The sequence below is a fragment of the Burkholderia savannae genome (assembly GCF_001524445.2).
Lineage (GTDB): Bacteria > Pseudomonadota > Gammaproteobacteria > Burkholderiales > Burkholderiaceae > Burkholderia > Burkholderia savannae.
Genome location: NZ_CP013418.1, coordinates 1,671,760 through 1,685,909, shown reverse-complemented (window position 1 = coordinate 1,685,909; position 14,150 = coordinate 1,671,760). Strand labels below are relative to the sequence as shown.

At 68.7% G+C, this 14,150-nt stretch carries 13 protein-coding genes; 9 read left to right on the top strand and 4 right to left on the bottom strand.

All coding sequences use genetic code 11. From position 1 onward, the window contains the following. Positions 1 to 637 precede the first annotated feature (637 nt). The 5 genes from WS78_RS28680 to WS78_RS28655 all read left to right on the top strand — a co-directional run bounded on the left by WS78_RS28680 (position 638) and on the right by WS78_RS28655 (position 5,816). On the top strand, positions 638 to 1,342 hold the full coding sequence (locus WS78_RS28680; protein ID WP_197419400.1) for a LuxR family transcriptional regulator: 705 nt from the start codon (positions 638 to 640) through the stop codon (positions 1,340 to 1,342). A gap of 363 nt (positions 1,343 to 1,705) precedes the next feature. After that, positions 1,706 to 2,536 carry a MetQ/NlpA family ABC transporter substrate-binding protein gene (locus WS78_RS28670; protein ID WP_059580214.1) on the top strand — a complete coding sequence of 277 codons (831 nt, stop codon included), beginning with the start codon at positions 1,706 to 1,708 and terminating at the stop codon, positions 2,534 to 2,536. A 16-nt stretch (positions 2,537 to 2,552) separates the two neighbouring features. Further along, positions 2,553 to 3,947 carry an LLM class flavin-dependent oxidoreductase gene (locus tag WS78_RS28665; protein ID WP_059580210.1) on the top strand — a complete coding sequence of 465 codons (1,395 nt, stop codon included), beginning with the start codon at positions 2,553 to 2,555 and terminating at the stop codon, positions 3,945 to 3,947. Continuing rightward, positions 3,944 to 5,167, top strand: coding sequence for a methionine ABC transporter ATP-binding protein (locus tag WS78_RS28660; protein WP_059580207.1), 1,224 nt, complete (start codon positions 3,944 to 3,946; stop codon positions 5,165 to 5,167). The genes WS78_RS28665 and WS78_RS28660 overlap by 4 nt, the downstream gene beginning before the upstream one ends. Further along, a complete protein-coding gene (locus WS78_RS28655) occupies positions 5,160 to 5,816 on the top strand; it encodes a methionine ABC transporter permease (protein WP_038750903.1) in 657 nt (218 codons plus the stop codon). Before WS78_RS28660 ends, WS78_RS28655 begins: the two co-directional genes overlap by 8 nt. A 134-nt stretch (positions 5,817 to 5,950) precedes the next feature. Here WS78_RS28655 and WS78_RS36510 read toward each other — a convergent pair whose 3' ends face one another. Next, on the bottom strand, positions 5,951 to 6,460 hold the full coding sequence (locus tag WS78_RS36510) for a hypothetical protein (protein WP_156437411.1): 510 nt from the start codon (positions 6,458 to 6,460) through the stop codon (positions 5,951 to 5,953). Between the two features lie 185 nt (positions 6,461 to 6,645). On the opposite strand from WS78_RS36510, the gene WS78_RS28650 reads away from it, so the two are divergent. Beyond that, complete coding sequence (locus tag WS78_RS28650) at positions 6,646 to 7,848, top strand: acyl-CoA dehydrogenase family protein (RefSeq protein WP_059580203.1); 1,203 nt, start codon at positions 6,646 to 6,648, stop codon at positions 7,846 to 7,848. A 52-nt stretch (positions 7,849 to 7,900) separates the two neighbouring features. On the opposite strand, the gene WS78_RS28645 is transcribed toward WS78_RS28650, so the two are convergent. The 3 genes from WS78_RS28645 to WS78_RS28635 all read right to left on the bottom strand — a co-directional run bounded on the left by WS78_RS28645 (position 7,901) and on the right by WS78_RS28635 (position 10,303). Beyond that, positions 7,901 to 8,644 (bottom strand): hypothetical protein, encoded by a 744-nt coding sequence (locus WS78_RS28645; RefSeq protein ID WP_059580318.1) that lies wholly within the window; start codon positions 8,642 to 8,644, stop codon positions 7,901 to 7,903. Between the two features lie 296 nt (positions 8,645 to 8,940). Then, complete coding sequence (locus WS78_RS28640; protein WP_059580200.1) at positions 8,941 to 9,510, bottom strand: hypothetical protein; 570 nt, start codon at positions 9,508 to 9,510, stop codon at positions 8,941 to 8,943. Positions 9,511 to 9,583: 73 nt separating this feature from the next. Continuing rightward, positions 9,584 to 10,303, bottom strand: coding sequence for a FadR/GntR family transcriptional regulator (locus tag WS78_RS28635; RefSeq protein WP_038750906.1), 720 nt, complete (start codon positions 10,301 to 10,303; stop codon positions 9,584 to 9,586). A gap of 367 nt (positions 10,304 to 10,670) precedes the next feature. Here WS78_RS28635 and WS78_RS28630 point away from each other — a divergent pair, with 367 nt between their 5' ends. From WS78_RS28630 to WS78_RS28620, 3 genes are read left to right on the top strand one after another with little or no spacing between them, the layout of a single operon-like run. Beyond that, entirely contained in the window at positions 10,671 to 11,477 is an 807-nt protein-coding gene (locus tag WS78_RS28630; RefSeq protein ID WP_059580196.1) for a (Fe-S)-binding protein, read from the top strand. Continuing rightward, positions 11,474 to 12,922 (top strand): LutB/LldF family L-lactate oxidation iron-sulfur protein, encoded by a 1,449-nt coding sequence (locus tag WS78_RS28625; protein ID WP_038750911.1) that lies wholly within the window; start codon positions 11,474 to 11,476, stop codon positions 12,920 to 12,922. Before WS78_RS28630 ends, WS78_RS28625 begins: the two co-directional genes overlap by 4 nt. Then, on the top strand, positions 12,919 to 13,656 hold the full coding sequence (locus tag WS78_RS28620) for a LutC/YkgG family protein (protein ID WP_059580190.1): 738 nt from the start codon (positions 12,919 to 12,921) through the stop codon (positions 13,654 to 13,656). Before WS78_RS28625 ends, WS78_RS28620 begins: the two co-directional genes overlap by 4 nt. Positions 13,657 to 14,150: the final 494 nt, after the last annotated feature.

Here is a 14,150-nt window from a genome sequence, read left to right as displayed (position 1 = left end):
GAACTTCGTTCTTCCTGAAATGGTCGGAAATGCCGTTGCCGAGCCGCCGTGACGAAGGGCCATCGTCGAGGGGGCGCGCAGCGCGCTTGTCGTCGACGCTCTTATCGCTCGCCCCGGACGTCTTTGTCGCAGGCGCGGCATGCGATCGTCGCGTTCGCCGGCGGCATTCCGGGGATGTCTTGTTCGATAGTCGATCGACGTTTGTCTTGCGTGCATCGAGCCTGCTGAAAATCGATCTTCAGCTCGCGGCGCTCGATCACCGTGCGTACGAGGGCGCATGCCGCAGCCGGGCCGCGGCGGGCGGGGGCGCGCGTCGTCGAGCGGCAGCGTGTGGAGCAGCCTGTCCTGGGGCGAACGCTGTCGGAAAACATAGGAATTCGAACGATGCATGATCGATCGGTTATCCGGCGCCGGGAACGAATCGCCGTGCCCCGCCCGATGGATCGGGCGGCGCGGTTGCGCGCCGCGCGTCCGCGCAACGGCCGCGCACGCTTCGGGAGACACGCTCGCGCGACACGCGCGGCGAAGCCGCCGCCAAAGCGCGGCCCTTGCCACCTTGCCATTTCGAGCACGCTTTCTTCATTGCTTCGCTAATCTAATATTCTTACTTGAGCTGGGCGGTTCTATGTTCGAAGGCTTGTCAATTTGTTCGTTTAACGAAATTCTGAGCGCGACTTGCAAGAAGAGCCTCTTTGAGCAGACGGCGTACCACGTGCGTCAACTGGGCTTCAAGAACTTTGCGTATCGGCATCAGATCGCCGGGATGTCGTCGAGCCGCTGCATGCTCGACGGATTTCCCGCCGAATGGCGCCTGCGATACGACGCCGCCGACTATCTCTCGATCGATCCCGTCGTTCAGCACTGCCGTTGCCGGACCGTGCCGCTGATCTGGAACGACGAGCTTTACACGACGGGCCGCGCGAAGACGATGCGCGACGAAGCGAAGTCGTACGGCCTCGTCTATGGGCTCAGTTGCCCCGTTCACGATCGAAGCGGTGCGATCAGCATGCTCAGCATGGCGACCGACGATCCGTTCGAGCGCGACACGATCGACGTACTGCGGCTGCTGAGCCTGTCGCAACTGCTCGCGAGCTTCGTGCATGCGGCGATGCAGGAGCTGCTCGACTGCCGGCTGAGGCGGCAGGGCTCGTGCGATCTGACGGCGCGCGAGCGCGAATCGCTGCAATGGGCGGGGCGCGGCAAGACGGCTTGGGAAATCTCGAAGATCCTCGGCATTTCGGAGCGGACAGTCGTGTTTCATTTGTCGAACGCCGCACGCAAGATCGGCGCGAACAATCGCGCGCAGGCGGTCGTCATCGCATCGGCGCGCGGAATGATCTGACGGCGCGCGCATGCGGCCGTTCCCGGACGAGCGGGCCGAGCGGACCGAGCGACGGCGGCGCGCATCGTGCGTGCGCCCGGCCGATCGGGCGCACGCAATGGGCATCGCGGCGCGCATGCCCGCCGACGCGTGCGACGCCACGACATCGCGCGAACGCGCGATCCCGTCCCGGCGCACGCCGCGCTATATCGCCCGTCGCGATTTACTTTGCGAAATCGCTTCGTAGACCCGTCCCGCCGCGCGGCCCTATCATCGATCGCAGTTCATTTCTCAAATGAGGCAGCCGCACCGTCGCATGAGCGCGGGCGGCCTCGCACGCCCGCCGACTTCGCCCGGTCCAGCATTCTGAAGAGAGAATCTCCTATGCAGTCTCGCCTCGTTCTTGCGCGCATTGCCCGGCGCGCTTCGCGCGTCGTTGCCGCCGCGCTCGCGAGCGCGGCGCTCGCCGCGCCGCTCGTGCATGCCGAATCCGCGCCGCTGAAGGTCGGCATCGCGACGAGCCCGCAGATCGACGCGCTGAAGATCGCCGCGAAGGAGGCGAAGGCGCAGGGGCTCGACGTGAAGATCGTCGAATTCACCGACTGGAACACGCCGAACGCCGCGCTCGCGAACAAGGATATCGACGTCAACTACTTCCAGCACATTCCATTCCTCGAGAACGCGAAGAAGCAGGGCGGCTACGATTTCGTCACGATCGCGCCGGGCACGATCATGAAGATCGGCCTCTATTCGAAAAAGATCAAAAGCTTCGACCAACTGAAGGACGGCGCGACGGTCGCGATCGCGAACGATCCCGTCAACGGCGGACGCGGCCTGTTGCTGCTGCAGCGCGCGGGGTTGATCAAGCTGAAGCCGGGCACCGATTACCGTGCGACGACGCGCGACATCGTCGTGAATCCGAAGCATCTGAAGATCGTGCAGCTCGAGGCGTCGCAGCTCGCGCGATCGCTCGACGACGTCGATCTCGCACAAGGTTATCCGAGCTTCATCAAGCTCGCGGGCACGGCCGATCCGAACAGCGCGCTACTGTTCGACGGGCTCGAGAACAAGCTGTTCGCGCTGCAATGGGTCGTGCGGCCGGAGAGCGTCGGCGATCCGCGCATCCGCAAGTTCATTGCGATCTACCAGCATTCGCCGGCGGTCAGGAAGGCGCTCGACAACGCGTTCGGCTCGCTGTACGCGGTCGCTTGGTGACGCCGGAGCCCATGCGATGGCGAAGAAGAAGATCCTGCTGAACGCGTTCGACATGAATTGCGTCGGCCATATCAATCACGGCCTGTGGACGCATCCGCGCGACCGCTCCGCGCATTACACCGATCTCGACTACTGGGCTGATCTCGCGCGCACGCTCGAGCGCGGCAAGTTCGACGGGATCTTTCTGGCCGATATCGTCGGCGTTTACGACGTGTACGGCGGCAGCGCCGATGTCGCGCTGCGCGAATCGGTGCAGGTGCCCGTCAACGATCCGCTGCTGCTCGTGCCGGCGATGGCGCAGGTGACGAAGCATCTCGGCTTCGGCGTGACCGCGAACCTCACGTACGAGCCGCCTTATCTGTTCGCGCGGCGGATGTCGACGCTCGATCATCTGACGAAGGGCCGCATCGGCTGGAACATCGTCACGGGCTACCTCGACAGCGCCGCGCGCGGAATGGGGCTCGCGAAGCAGATCGAGCACGACGACCGCTATGCGCGCGCCGACGATTACATGGACGTCGTCTATCAGCTGTGGGAGCGCAGCTGGGACGACGACGCGGTGATCCGCGACCGCGATGCCCGCGTGTTCGCGCGCCCGGACAAGGTGCGTCGCGTGCGCCACGACGGGCCGTATTACTCGGTCGACGCGATTCATCTGAGCGAGCCGTCGCCGCAGCGTACGCCGGTGCTGTATCAAGCGGGATCGTCGGCGCGCGGCGTCGAGTTCGCCGCCAAGCACGCCGAATGCGTGTTCGTGAACGGCCAGAGCAAGGCGGCCGCGCGCTCGGCGGTGGCGGACATTCGCGCGGCCGCCGCGCGGATCGGGCGCGATCCGGAGTCGATCAAGATCTTCGCGGGCATCACGGTCGTGACGGACGAGAACGAGCGGGCCGCGCGCGAGAAGTTCGACGAATATCGGCGCCACGCGAATCCGGAAGCGGGGCTCGCGCATTTCGCGAGCTCGACCGGCATCGATTTCTCGCGCTTCGGCCTCGACGAGCCGATCGCGCACGTGAAGACCGATTCGATCCAGTCGGCGGTCGACGCGATCTCGAAGAAGAGCACGACCGGCGCGTGGACCGTACGACGCATCCTCGATCAGATGCCGATCGGCGGGCGCTATCACCCGGTCGTCGGCTCGCCGTCGCAGGTCGCGGACGAGCTCGCGGCGTGGGTCGACGAAACGGGTGTCGACGGTTTCAACGTCACGCGCACGGTGATGCCCGAGTCGTTCGAGGATTTCGTCGACCGGGTCGTGCCCGAGCTGCAGAATCGCGGCCTTTATAAGGAGGACTACGATTCGGAGCCGACGCTGCGCGCGAAGCTGTTCGGCGGAAGCGCTCGGCTGCCCGGCTGGCATGCGGGCGCGCAACACCGGTTCGGCCGCGCGCGCGAAACCGAGAAAGCATGACGACGCGACGAGGCGATCCGATGGTGCAACTGCTCGACTCCCTGGGTTTCATCGAAAGCTCGGCCGCCGCGCGGCGCGGGGCCGCGGCGGCTTCGCATGATCCGACCGCGGCCGCGGCCGCGGCTGCCGCATCCGCAGCCGGCGCGGCGGTGTCGTTCGAGCTCACGAGCAAGGTGTTCGACGGTCCGCGAGGCCCGTCGGCGGCGTTGCGCGAAGTGACGCTCGACGTCGCGCGCGGCGGCGTGTTCGGCGTGATCGGGCGCAGTGGCGCGGGCAAATCGACGCTTCTGCGGCTGATCAACGGGCTCGAACGGCCGACCTCGGGCGCGGTGCGCGTGAACGGCGTCGACGTCGGCGCGCTCGACGAGCGCGGGCTCGTCGCGCTGCGACGCCGGATCGGCATGGTGTTCCAGCATTTCAACCTGCTATCGGCGAAGACCGTCGCCGAAAACATAGGACTGCCGCTGAAGATCGCCGGCGTGCGGAAGGCCGAGCGTGCGCGTAAAGTCGATGCGCTGCTCGATCTCGTCGGGCTCGCCGCGAAACGCGATGCGTATCCGGCGAGCCTGTCGGGCGGCCAGAAGCAGCGTGTGGGCATCGCGCGCGCGCTCGTCCACGATCCTGATCTGCTGCTGTGCGACGAAGCGACCTCGGCGCTCGATCCGCAAACGTCGCAGTCGATTCTCGCGCTGCTCGCCGATGTCAATCGGCGGCTCGGGCTCACGATCGTGCTGATCACGCACGAGATGGAAGTGATTCGCGCGGTGTGCGACACCGTGGCCGTCGTCGAGCATGGCGAGGTGGTCGAGACGGGGCCCGTGTGGCGCGTATTCGGCGATCCGCAGCACGGCGCGACGCGCGCGCTGCTGCGCACGCTCGTCCACGATCTGCCGGCCGATCTCGCTACGCGCGTGCGGCCGCTCGACGGCCGCGCACCGCTGCCGTGCGGCGCGCAACTGCTGCTCGACGTTCGCTACACGGGCGCGGACAGCGGCGAGCCGGATCTCGGCGCGCTCGCGAGCGCGCTTGCGCGCAACGTGGGCGACACGGTGCGTTTCGTGCATGGCGGGCTCGATCGGATTCAGGGGCGCGCGCAAGGGCGGCTCGTGATCGCCGCGTCGCTTGCCGCGCGCGGCGCGGCCGGTCCGGAAAGGATCGCGGCCGCGCTCGCCGCCGCGCGCCGGCATGCGAATCGCGTGGAGGTGCTGGGCTATGTCTGAACTGTGGTTTCCCGAGCTCGCGGATGCGATCCGCGACACGCTGTGGATGGTCGGCGCATCGGCGTTCGTCGCGGCGCTTGCCGGCGTGCCGCTCGCGCTCGTGCTCGTCACGTCCGCGCGAGGCGGCATCTACGAGCGGCGCGGCCTGAACGCGGCGCTCGGCGCGGCCGTCAACGCGTTTCGCTCGACGCCGTTCATCATTCTGCTCGTCGCGCTGCTGCCGTTCACGCGCTTGGTGATCGGCACGACGATCGGCGTGTGGGCCGCGATCGTGCCGCTGTCGATCGCGGCGATTCCGTTCTTCGCGCGCATCGCCGAAGTGAGCCTGCGCGAGGTCGACAAGGGGCTTGTCGAAGCCGCGCAGGCGATGGGCGCCGAGCGGCGCCACATCGTCTGGCACGTGCTGCTGCCGGAGGCGCTGCCGGGAATCGTCGGCGGCTTCACGATCACGATCGTCGCGCTGATCGGCTCGACCGCGATGGCGGGCGCGGTCGGCGCGGGCGGGCTCGGCGATCTTGCGATCCGCTACGGCTATCAGCGCTTCGACACGGCCGTGATGGCGACGGTGATCGTGATCCTGATCGCGCTCGTCACCGTCGTGCAATTCACCGGCGATCGCATCGTGCGGCGGCTCGCGAAGCGCGTGTGAGCGTGGCGGCGCAACAGAGGGCTCGTCTGATGTCGAGCGGTTCGCGCGAACGAAGGCACGCGGTGGCGTGCGGGAATCGGCGGCGCGCATTGCGCGAGCGCGTGCGGAAGGCCGCGCATGCGCGGCGGCGGGCTTCACGTCGGCTCCCGAAGAGTCTCACCTTCGAGCGGCCGCGTCGATGTGGCGCGCTCGCGCCGTTCCCGGTGCGCGGCGAAGGAGGGCGGACGACGAGCGCGGCAGGCGCGCAGCGAATCGCGAGCGCCGCGATATTGACTGCGGAAACGCTCGCACATCGAACTGACATGCTCGTGCGTGACGATGGCGGCTTCCCGCATGCGGCGCCGACGCCAACCCGCACGCCGCCGCATCGTGACGATCGCGCGCCGACGGCCGTCACGATCGCCTTCGGCTGTCGACACCGCGCGTTCCGACCCGGCCGGAACCGGCCGAACGCGGCACGGTGTGCGACGCGCGCAAGCCGGGCGCACCAGCCTGGCGTGTCGATTCGCGCGCATCCGGATGGCCGCGTTCTCGTAAGTAATGTAAGCAATCCTTGTCAATCGGCCGGCGCGCGCGCCGCCGATCGACGCCGATGTGACGTCCGGCCGCCTGCCGCGCGTTTCGATTCGCGTCGGCCGGGCCATGTGACGCGATCATGTTCAGACACATATCTGTACATTGATTACAGTTGCGCAGCGCTAGTATTCGACGCACACCACACCGCTAATCGGGCGATCGACGATAACCGGCGGCGCGGCGTGCGCGGGCGCGTGTCATCGCGGCCCGCCGCCGCATCGACCGACAAGCCCACCATCTGGGAAGCTTTCGCATGAACGATCCACGAGTCCTGGTTGAACTGATTGCCGAAGCGAACCGGGCGCCGTACACGCTCGCCGAGCTGATCGCGGCGCTGCGCGCGAGCGCGCCGGAGCGCGACCGAGCGGGCGGCCACGCCGCGCACGAGAAGCGGTGGATCGCCGACGCCGGCCTGCTGACGCTTGCGGTGCCGCGTGAGTTCGGCGGCCAGGAAGCCGGCTGGCCGGTGATCTATCACACGATCCGCGCGCTCGCGCGCGTCGACAGCGCGCTCGCGCATGTGCTCGGCTTTCAGTGCCTGCAGATCGTCAGCGTCGACGTGTGGGGCAGCGCCGAGCAGCGCGAGCGTTATCTGCGCGGCACCGTCGAGCACAATTGGTGGTGGGGCAATGCAGTGAACCCGCTCGATGCGCGGCTCGTCGCGCATGCGACGGGCGACGGCGGCTATCGGCTCGAAGGCGTCAAGGGCTTCTGCTCGGGCACGCGCGGCTCGCAGCGGATGACGGTCTCCGCGCACGATCCGGACACGGGCAAGCCGGTGTTCGCGGTCGTGCCGACCGAGCGCGCCGGCATTGCCGTGCGCGACGACTGGGACCCGATCGGCCAGCGGCAGACCGATAGCGGCAGCGTGTCGTTCGACGGCGTGCGCGTCGAACCCGACGAGGTGCTGCATCGCTCGGAAACGCCGCCGACGCCGCGCGCGACGCTGCGCACGCTCGTGTCGCAACTCGTGCTGACGAACCTGTTCGTCGGCATCGCGGAAGGCGCGCTCGCCGAGGCGCGCGACTACGTGCAGCGGGCGGGGCGGCCGTGGGTGCATTCGGGCGTCGAACGCGCGGCGGACGATCCGTACACGCTGCAGCGCTTCGGCGACATGCGCGTGCAGACGGTGAGCGCCGAGGCGCTTGCGGATCGCGCGGCGCGCGCGCTGCAGGGCGCGTGGGAGAGGAAGGAGGCGCTCACCGCCGATGCGCGCGCGGAAGTCGCGCTCGCGATTTCGGAGGCGAAGATCGTCGCGCAGCGCGCGGCGCTCGACGTCAGCGAGGCGCTGTTCGATGCGTGCGGCGCGCGCGCGACGGCCGCGCCGCTCGCGCTCGACCGCTTCTGGCGCAACGCGCGCACGCACACGCTGCACGATCCGCTGGACTACCGGCTGCGCGACGTCGGCCGCCATGCGCTGACGGGCGCGCTGCCCGACGCGTCGCTCTACACGTGACGCGGCCGCGCGCGTCGCCCGTTCACGGTGCGCGCGATCGTCTTTCTCATCTTCATTCGACCGGCCGGCTCGCGAAGCGCGCGGCGAAAGCCTCGAATGCGGCGACGTCGGCGCGCGGCATGCCGATCGGCGCATCGGCCGGGGCGGCGTCGTTCATCTGCACCGGCTGGCAGTCGATCAGATGCCGCGCGCTCGGAAATTTCGACATCCTAGGCAATCGGTAGCGCAGCCGGAAGAGGCGCGGCAGCACGCCGCGCGGCTTGTGCAGATCGTCTATTTGCTGCACCGACGCGTCGAACCAGAAGCGCGACCACGCGGCCTGCTTTTTTTCGCCGCGCGGCGCGGCGATGAATTCCGTCAGCACGAGCAGGATGTACGGGATGTCGTGTTGCGCGAGTGTTGGCCATGCCCACAGCTTCAGCACGTCCGCGAGCTCGATCACGCGTATGAAACGCGCGATCCCGAACGCGGACGCCGTCTGCCGGATCGTGTGCAGATGCCGCTGCCAGTGCTGGAAAAAGGTCGCGCGCTGCCGGTGGCCACGCTCGTCGAGCGGCGGGCCGACGTGGACGGCGAGCGGGTTCGGCAGCGCGTCGTTCACGAGCGGGCAGCGCGCGAACTCGCCCGCGAGATGAACGAATCGGCGCGCGTGCGAGCGGTCGCGCAACTGCACGACGTACAGCGCCTCCAGACAGAGCGGACAGCGCGCCCACCCGCGCGGGACGGGGTCCGCGCGAAAGAGTTCGTCGACGTGGACCAGTCGATCGTCGACCGGGTGCAACGCGTATTCGAGCATCGGCCGTGCTTTCATGTCGGTGCCGGTCCGGTCCCGGGCGACGCGGCGCTTGCGCGCCGGCGCCGCATGCGGGCCGTGAGATCAACGAAGTCAACCAGGATCAGCCAAGAATCGGTATCCCGAATCAGACACGCGACATGTGACACGTTGATGTGAAGTCCGTGACGATTCGTTGTCTTGTTGTCTCGTTGTCGACGGACGGCGCGGCGTGCGATCGGGCGGCGGCTCACCGCCGCTCGCCGATGCGCATCGCCCGCGCGATTGATTGCGCGATTGATTACGCGACGACCGAGCGCTCATCGCGCAGCGCCCAGCGACACGCGCAGCCCGTCCATGATCCGTTGATAGCGCGCCGTCACGTCGTCGCGCGGCACGACGTTCGCGCTCGAGAAGCGCTCCGACCACGCGGGATTCCAGCGATACGTGCCGTGACCGATGCGGTCGCCGTCGGGGCTCGCGATCGTCGACTTGATGCGCGCGTCGTGGCCCGCGCCGGAATGCGTGTCGAACAGCGCGTCGAGGTACGACTGGTACGCGCGGTACACGTCGTCGTCGAACAGGTGGCGGTAGATGTGGATCGTCTGGTCGAGCTCGCGCTTCGTGCGGATCACGTCGTCGGGCGAGATGTCCTTCCACGGGCCGACCCACGTGTAGAAGCACAGCAGGCGGTTGAGGAGCGGCGCGACCGTGTCGTAGACGGCGAGCCGCTTTTCGATCAGCTTCTGGTTCGTCCACTGGACGAGCTCGAGCTGCTTGAGCCGGTGGTTGACGAGCCAGCCGAACGCAGCGACGGAAAGCGGCGTGAGGACGTCCGCGACGAGCTTGACGATCTCCAGCGAATTCCATGGATGGTCCGGCGTCGGCATGCGGGCTCCTCGTCGAAAAGCCCCAATTTAGCATCGGCCGCGGCGCTCGAGGCGGCCGCGGCGCGCCGGCGCGCTACGCGGCCTGCTCGTACAGCGTGCGCACGTATTGCAGATGTCGCTCGGCCGCCGCGCGCGCGCGTTCCGGGTCTTTCGCGGCGATCGCTTCGTAGATTTCGGTGTGCTGCTCGAGGAGCGCGCGCTCCAACGCGTCCGCATGGTTCACGAGCCGGTGCGACTTGTGCATCGATTCCTGCAGCAATCCGTGGATGCCGTGCATCACGTGGATCAGCGCGACGTTGTGCGTCGCGTCGGCGATCGCGAGGTGAAAGTTCGCGTCGACTTCGGCGAGCCGGCCGGGCTCGTGCTTGAGCGACAGGCCCGCGAGCGCGTCGAATGCGTCCTTGATCCTCACGAGATCGGCTGGCGTCGCGCGTTCGGCCGCGTATGCGGTCGAGATCGTTTCGAGGCCGTGGCGCAGCTCGAGCACGTCGTGGCTCGTCTCGGGGTTCTGCAGCAGCAGATCGGCGAGCGGATTCGACACGACGGGCGCCGTGATGTCCGAGACGACGAAGCCGCCGCGCCCGACCGAGCCGATGAAGCCGTCTGCCTCGAGCCGCACGAGCGCCTCGCGCAGCGAGGGGCGCGACACGCTCAGCTGCGCGGCGAGCTCGCGCTCGGTCGGCAGCTTCTGGCCGGGCAGCAGCTTGCCCGCCGAGATGAGCGACTTGATCTGGTCGGACACCACGTCGGACAGGCGCACGCGGGTGTAGGACTCGACTGGCTGAAACGTCATGCACGGGCCTTCTGGACGGTTGGGTGGCGCGGGCACCGGCTTTCGCGGCCGAGCGTTCGCGCGCGTCGGCCGGCTCGCGCCGGAGCGTGCGGCGGCCGCGCGGAATTATACCCGGCGGGGCGCAGGCGGCCGTTCGAGCCAATGCCGGAGCGGGTTTCGGCGCGATCGGCCGGGTTCGGATCGGCGTTTTCCCTGATGGCCGCGACATTGACAGCCGGTCGCCATCTCACTATCTTGGCCAGCGTGGTCAGACCAACATGACCAAGTATAGGTCATCGAAACCGGCCGCGCGCGAACGCGCGGCGATTCGTTGAAGCAAACCGTTGAAGCGAAGAAACGGCCGCGACGAGCGGCCGGGATGAAACACATGGACCAATCCCCGCAGGCCGTCGGCTCGTCCGGCGGCGCCCGCGAGACGCCGCGCGTCGGCCTGTTCGTCACGTGCCTCGCGAATCTCTTTCGGCCGAGCGCCGCGCTCGCCGCCGTGCAGTTGCTCGAAGCGGCCGGCTGCACGGTCGACGCGCCGCGCGCGCAGACCTGCTGCGGCCAGCCGGCGCTGAACAGCGGCGACTTCGACGGCGTGCGCGGCATCGCGCGCCGCACGATTGGCGTGTTCGAAGGCTACGACTACGTCGTGGCACCCTCCGGCTCGTGCATCCGCACGCTGCGTCACGACTACCCGGACCTGCTCGCGAACGATCCCGCGTGGAAGCCGCGCGCCGAGCGGCTCGCCGCGCGCGCGCACGAGCTGACGAGCTTTCTCGTCGACGTGCTCGGCTGGGCGGGCCCGGAGCGCGCCGCGGTGCCCGACTGCACGCTCGCCTACCACGACACCTGCTCGGGCCTGCGCGGCCTCGGCATCAAGGCGCAGCCGCGCGCGCTGCTGTCGCGCGTCGGCGGCGTCGAATTGAAGGAAATGAAGGATGCCGAAGTATGCTGCGGCTTCGGCGGCACGTTTTGCGTGAAGTACCCGGAAATCTCGACGAAGATCGTGTCCGACAAGACCGCGAACGTCGCCGCGAGCGGCGCGACCGTGCTCGCGGGCGGCGATCTCGGCTGCCTGATGAACATCGGCGGGCGACTGAAGCGCGAAGGCAGCCCGGTGCGCGTCTATCACGTCGCCGAGGTGCTGACCGGGATGAACGTCGAGCCGATCTGCGGGGAGGGCGAATGAGCGCGCAACCATCGGCCGCGACGACGAACTTCAAGGCGCGCGCGAGCGCCGCGCTGCACGACGCACAGCTTCAGGAAGCGCTCGGGATGCTCGGCGAGGGCTGGATCGAGAAGCGGCGGCGCGTCGTGTCGCTGCTGCCCGAGTTCGAAATGCTGCGCGAGCGCGCGAAGGTGGTGAAGGATCACGTGCTAGCGAATCTCGACACGTATCTCGAACGCTACGAAGCGGCCGTCACGTGCGCGGGCGGCGTCGTTCACTGGGCGAGCGACGCGGCCGAAGCGCGCGAGATCGTGCTGAAGATCTGCCGCGACGCGAACGCGAAAACCGTGACGCGCGGCAAATCGATGGTCGGCGAGGAGATCGGCTTGCCCGCCGCGCTCGAGGGCGCGGGGATGGAAGTCGTCGAAACCGATCTCGGCGAATACATCGTGCAGCTCGCGCACGAAGGGCCGAGCCACATCGTGTTCCCGGCGCTGCACAAGACGATCGGTCAGGTTACCGAACTGTTCGCCGGGCATCATTCGGCCGCGCAGTACGACGGGCCGCGCGAGACCGTCGCGGACGTCGTCGGCGAAGCGCGCCAGGTGCTGCGCGACAAATTCTTCGTCGCGGACGTCGGCATTACCGGCGCGAACTATCTCGTCGCCGAGACGGGCTCGAACGTGATCTGCACGAACGAGGGCAACGGCGATCTCACGTCGACGCTCGCGCGCGTGCACATCGTGACGGCGGGCATCGAGCGCGTCGTGCCGACGCTCGACGACGTCGCGCTGTTCGTGCGGCTGCTCGGCCGCAGCGCGACGGGGCAGGAGATCACGTCGTACACCACGTTCAGCACGGGCCCGAAGCGCGACGACGATCTGGACGGGCCGCGCGAGTATCACGTCGTGCTCGTCGACAACGGCCGCACGCGGATGCTCGCGGGCGAGTTCCGCGACATGCTCCGCTGCATTCGCTGCGGCGCGTGCATGAACCACTGCCCGGTGTACGGCGCGGTCGGCGGGCATGCGTACGGTTGGGTCTATCCGGGGCCGATGGGCGCCGTTCTCACGCCGCTTCTGCAAGGCATCGAGCACGACACCGATCTGCCGAACGCGTGCACGCTGAACGGGCGCTGCGCGGAGGTGTGTCCGGTGAAGATTCCGCTGCCGACGCTGCTCAAGAAGCTGCGCGGGATGCAGTTCGACGCGCGGCTCACCGCGCCCGGCACGCGCTTCCTGCTGCGCGCGTTCGGCGCGATCGCGCGGCGGCCGGCGCTCTATCACTGGCTGACGCGCGTCGGTGCGCGCGTGCTGCGCGCACTCGGCGGCACGCGCGGCAGCATCGCGCGCGTGCCGTTCGCGTCCGGCTGGACCGATTCGCGCGAATTGCCGAAGCCGCCGCCGCGCACGTTCTTCGAGACGTGGGACGCGACGCGCGCGAACGAACAGAGGGGGCAGCGATGAGCGGGCGCGACGACATTCTCGGCCGTATCCGCGCGGCGCTCGGCAGCGACCGCGCGCGGCTTGCCGCGCAGTTTCCGGCGCAGACGATGGGCGCGGGCGCGTCCGCCGCGCCGAATGCGCATGCCGCATCCGGTGCGGGCGCGGCGTCTTTCGCCGGCCCGGCCGCCTCGGCCGCTTCGGCCGCCGCGTGCGGGCCGGCGATCTCGCTCGGCGGCGTCGACCTCGTCGCGCGCTTCGTCGCGAAGGCGCAGCAGGTGTCGGCGACGTGCGCGCACATTGCGACCGCCGCCGATGCGCCCGCGGCCGTCGACGCGTATTTGCGCGAAGTGGGCCTCGCCGATGCGCCGCTCGTCGTCGCGGCGGCGCTCGAGGCGCTGCCGTGGCGCGCGCACGGCGCGCTGCCGGGCGCCGACCTGCGGCGCGACGGGCTCGTCAGCGTGACGCCGTCGTTCACGGCGATCGCGGAGACGGGCAGCGTCGTGTGCCTGTCGTCGAGCGCGACGCCGACGTCGCTCAACTTCGTCGCCGCCACGCACGTCGTGCTCGTCGATCGCAGCGCGATCGTCGCGACGATGGAGGACGCATGGGCGCGCGTGCGCGCGACGATCGCGACGCTGCCGCGCGCGGTCAACGTGATCACCGGGCCGTCGCGCACCGCCGACGTCGAGCAGACGGTGCAGGTCGGCGTGCACGGCCCGAAGCGCGTGCTCTTGCTGATTTGCGACGACGCGTGAAAGCCCGCGCGGAAACGACGGCGGCGGCACGCTGCGTTTCGGCGTGGCGCGCCCGGCGAATCGCGCGGCGCGGCATCGCGCGCGGCTAGTCGAAACCCGCGACGGCGCGCGAGACGGCCGGACGAGAAATTACGGTATGCAGATCATTGCGCGGCGGCACCGCGATGCCGCGATGCCGCGAACGCACCATTCAACACGCGAGGCGCGGCAGCAAGACATGCGACGCAAGAAGTAAGAGGCGACAACAAACGACGCAAGACGGCGCAAGACGGCGCGCGGCGATGCCGAGCGCACCGAAGCGAAAACCGGACGCGGCACGCCGGCGATTCGAAGACGTAGACATTCCCCGACAAGCAGCATCAGTCAGACGCCATGCGACGCGCGTTCTCCACGCACGTCGCTCACGTCGCGCACAGACCAAAGCGCCGGCACGGACCGGCGCGCCGATTCGGACGGCCGCGAGGCCGTCGCCCGATTCAGATTCACTCATGGAA

Excerpts from the sequence above, each read along its gene's own strand:
- WS78_RS28630 (WP_059580196.1), top strand. The coding sequence starts at position 10,671 with ATGGACCAATCCCCGCAGGCCGTCGGCTCGTCCGGCGGCGCCCGCGAG.
- WS78_RS28625 (WP_038750911.1), top strand. The coding sequence starts at position 11,474 with ATGAGCGCGCAACCATCGGCCGCGACGACGAACTTCAAGGCGCGCGCG.
- WS78_RS28670 (WP_059580214.1), top strand. The coding sequence starts at position 1,706 with ATGCAGTCTCGCCTCGTTCTTGCGCGCATTGCCCGGCGCGCTTCGCGC.
- WS78_RS28665 (WP_059580210.1), top strand. The coding sequence starts at position 2,553 with ATGGCGAAGAAGAAGATCCTGCTGAACGCGTTCGACATGAATTGCGTC.
- WS78_RS28620 (WP_059580190.1), top strand. The coding sequence starts at position 12,919 with ATGAGCGGGCGCGACGACATTCTCGGCCGTATCCGCGCGGCGCTCGGC.
- WS78_RS28660 (WP_059580207.1), top strand. The coding sequence starts at position 3,944 with ATGACGACGCGACGAGGCGATCCGATGGTGCAACTGCTCGACTCCCTG.
- WS78_RS28635 (WP_038750906.1), bottom strand. The coding sequence starts at position 10,303 with ATGACGTTTCAGCCAGTCGAGTCCTACACCCGCGTGCGCCTGTCCGAC.
- WS78_RS28640 (WP_059580200.1), bottom strand. The coding sequence starts at position 9,510 with ATGCCGACGCCGGACCATCCATGGAATTCGCTGGAGATCGTCAAGCTC.
- WS78_RS28650 (WP_059580203.1), top strand. The coding sequence starts at position 6,646 with ATGAACGATCCACGAGTCCTGGTTGAACTGATTGCCGAAGCGAACCGG.
- WS78_RS28655 (WP_038750903.1), top strand. The coding sequence starts at position 5,160 with ATGTCTGAACTGTGGTTTCCCGAGCTCGCGGATGCGATCCGCGACACG.
- WS78_RS36510 (WP_156437411.1), bottom strand. The coding sequence starts at position 6,460 with ATGGCCCGGCCGACGCGAATCGAAACGCGCGGCAGGCGGCCGGACGTC.
- WS78_RS28645 (WP_059580318.1), bottom strand. The coding sequence starts at position 8,644 with ATGCTCGAATACGCGTTGCACCCGGTCGACGATCGACTGGTCCACGTC.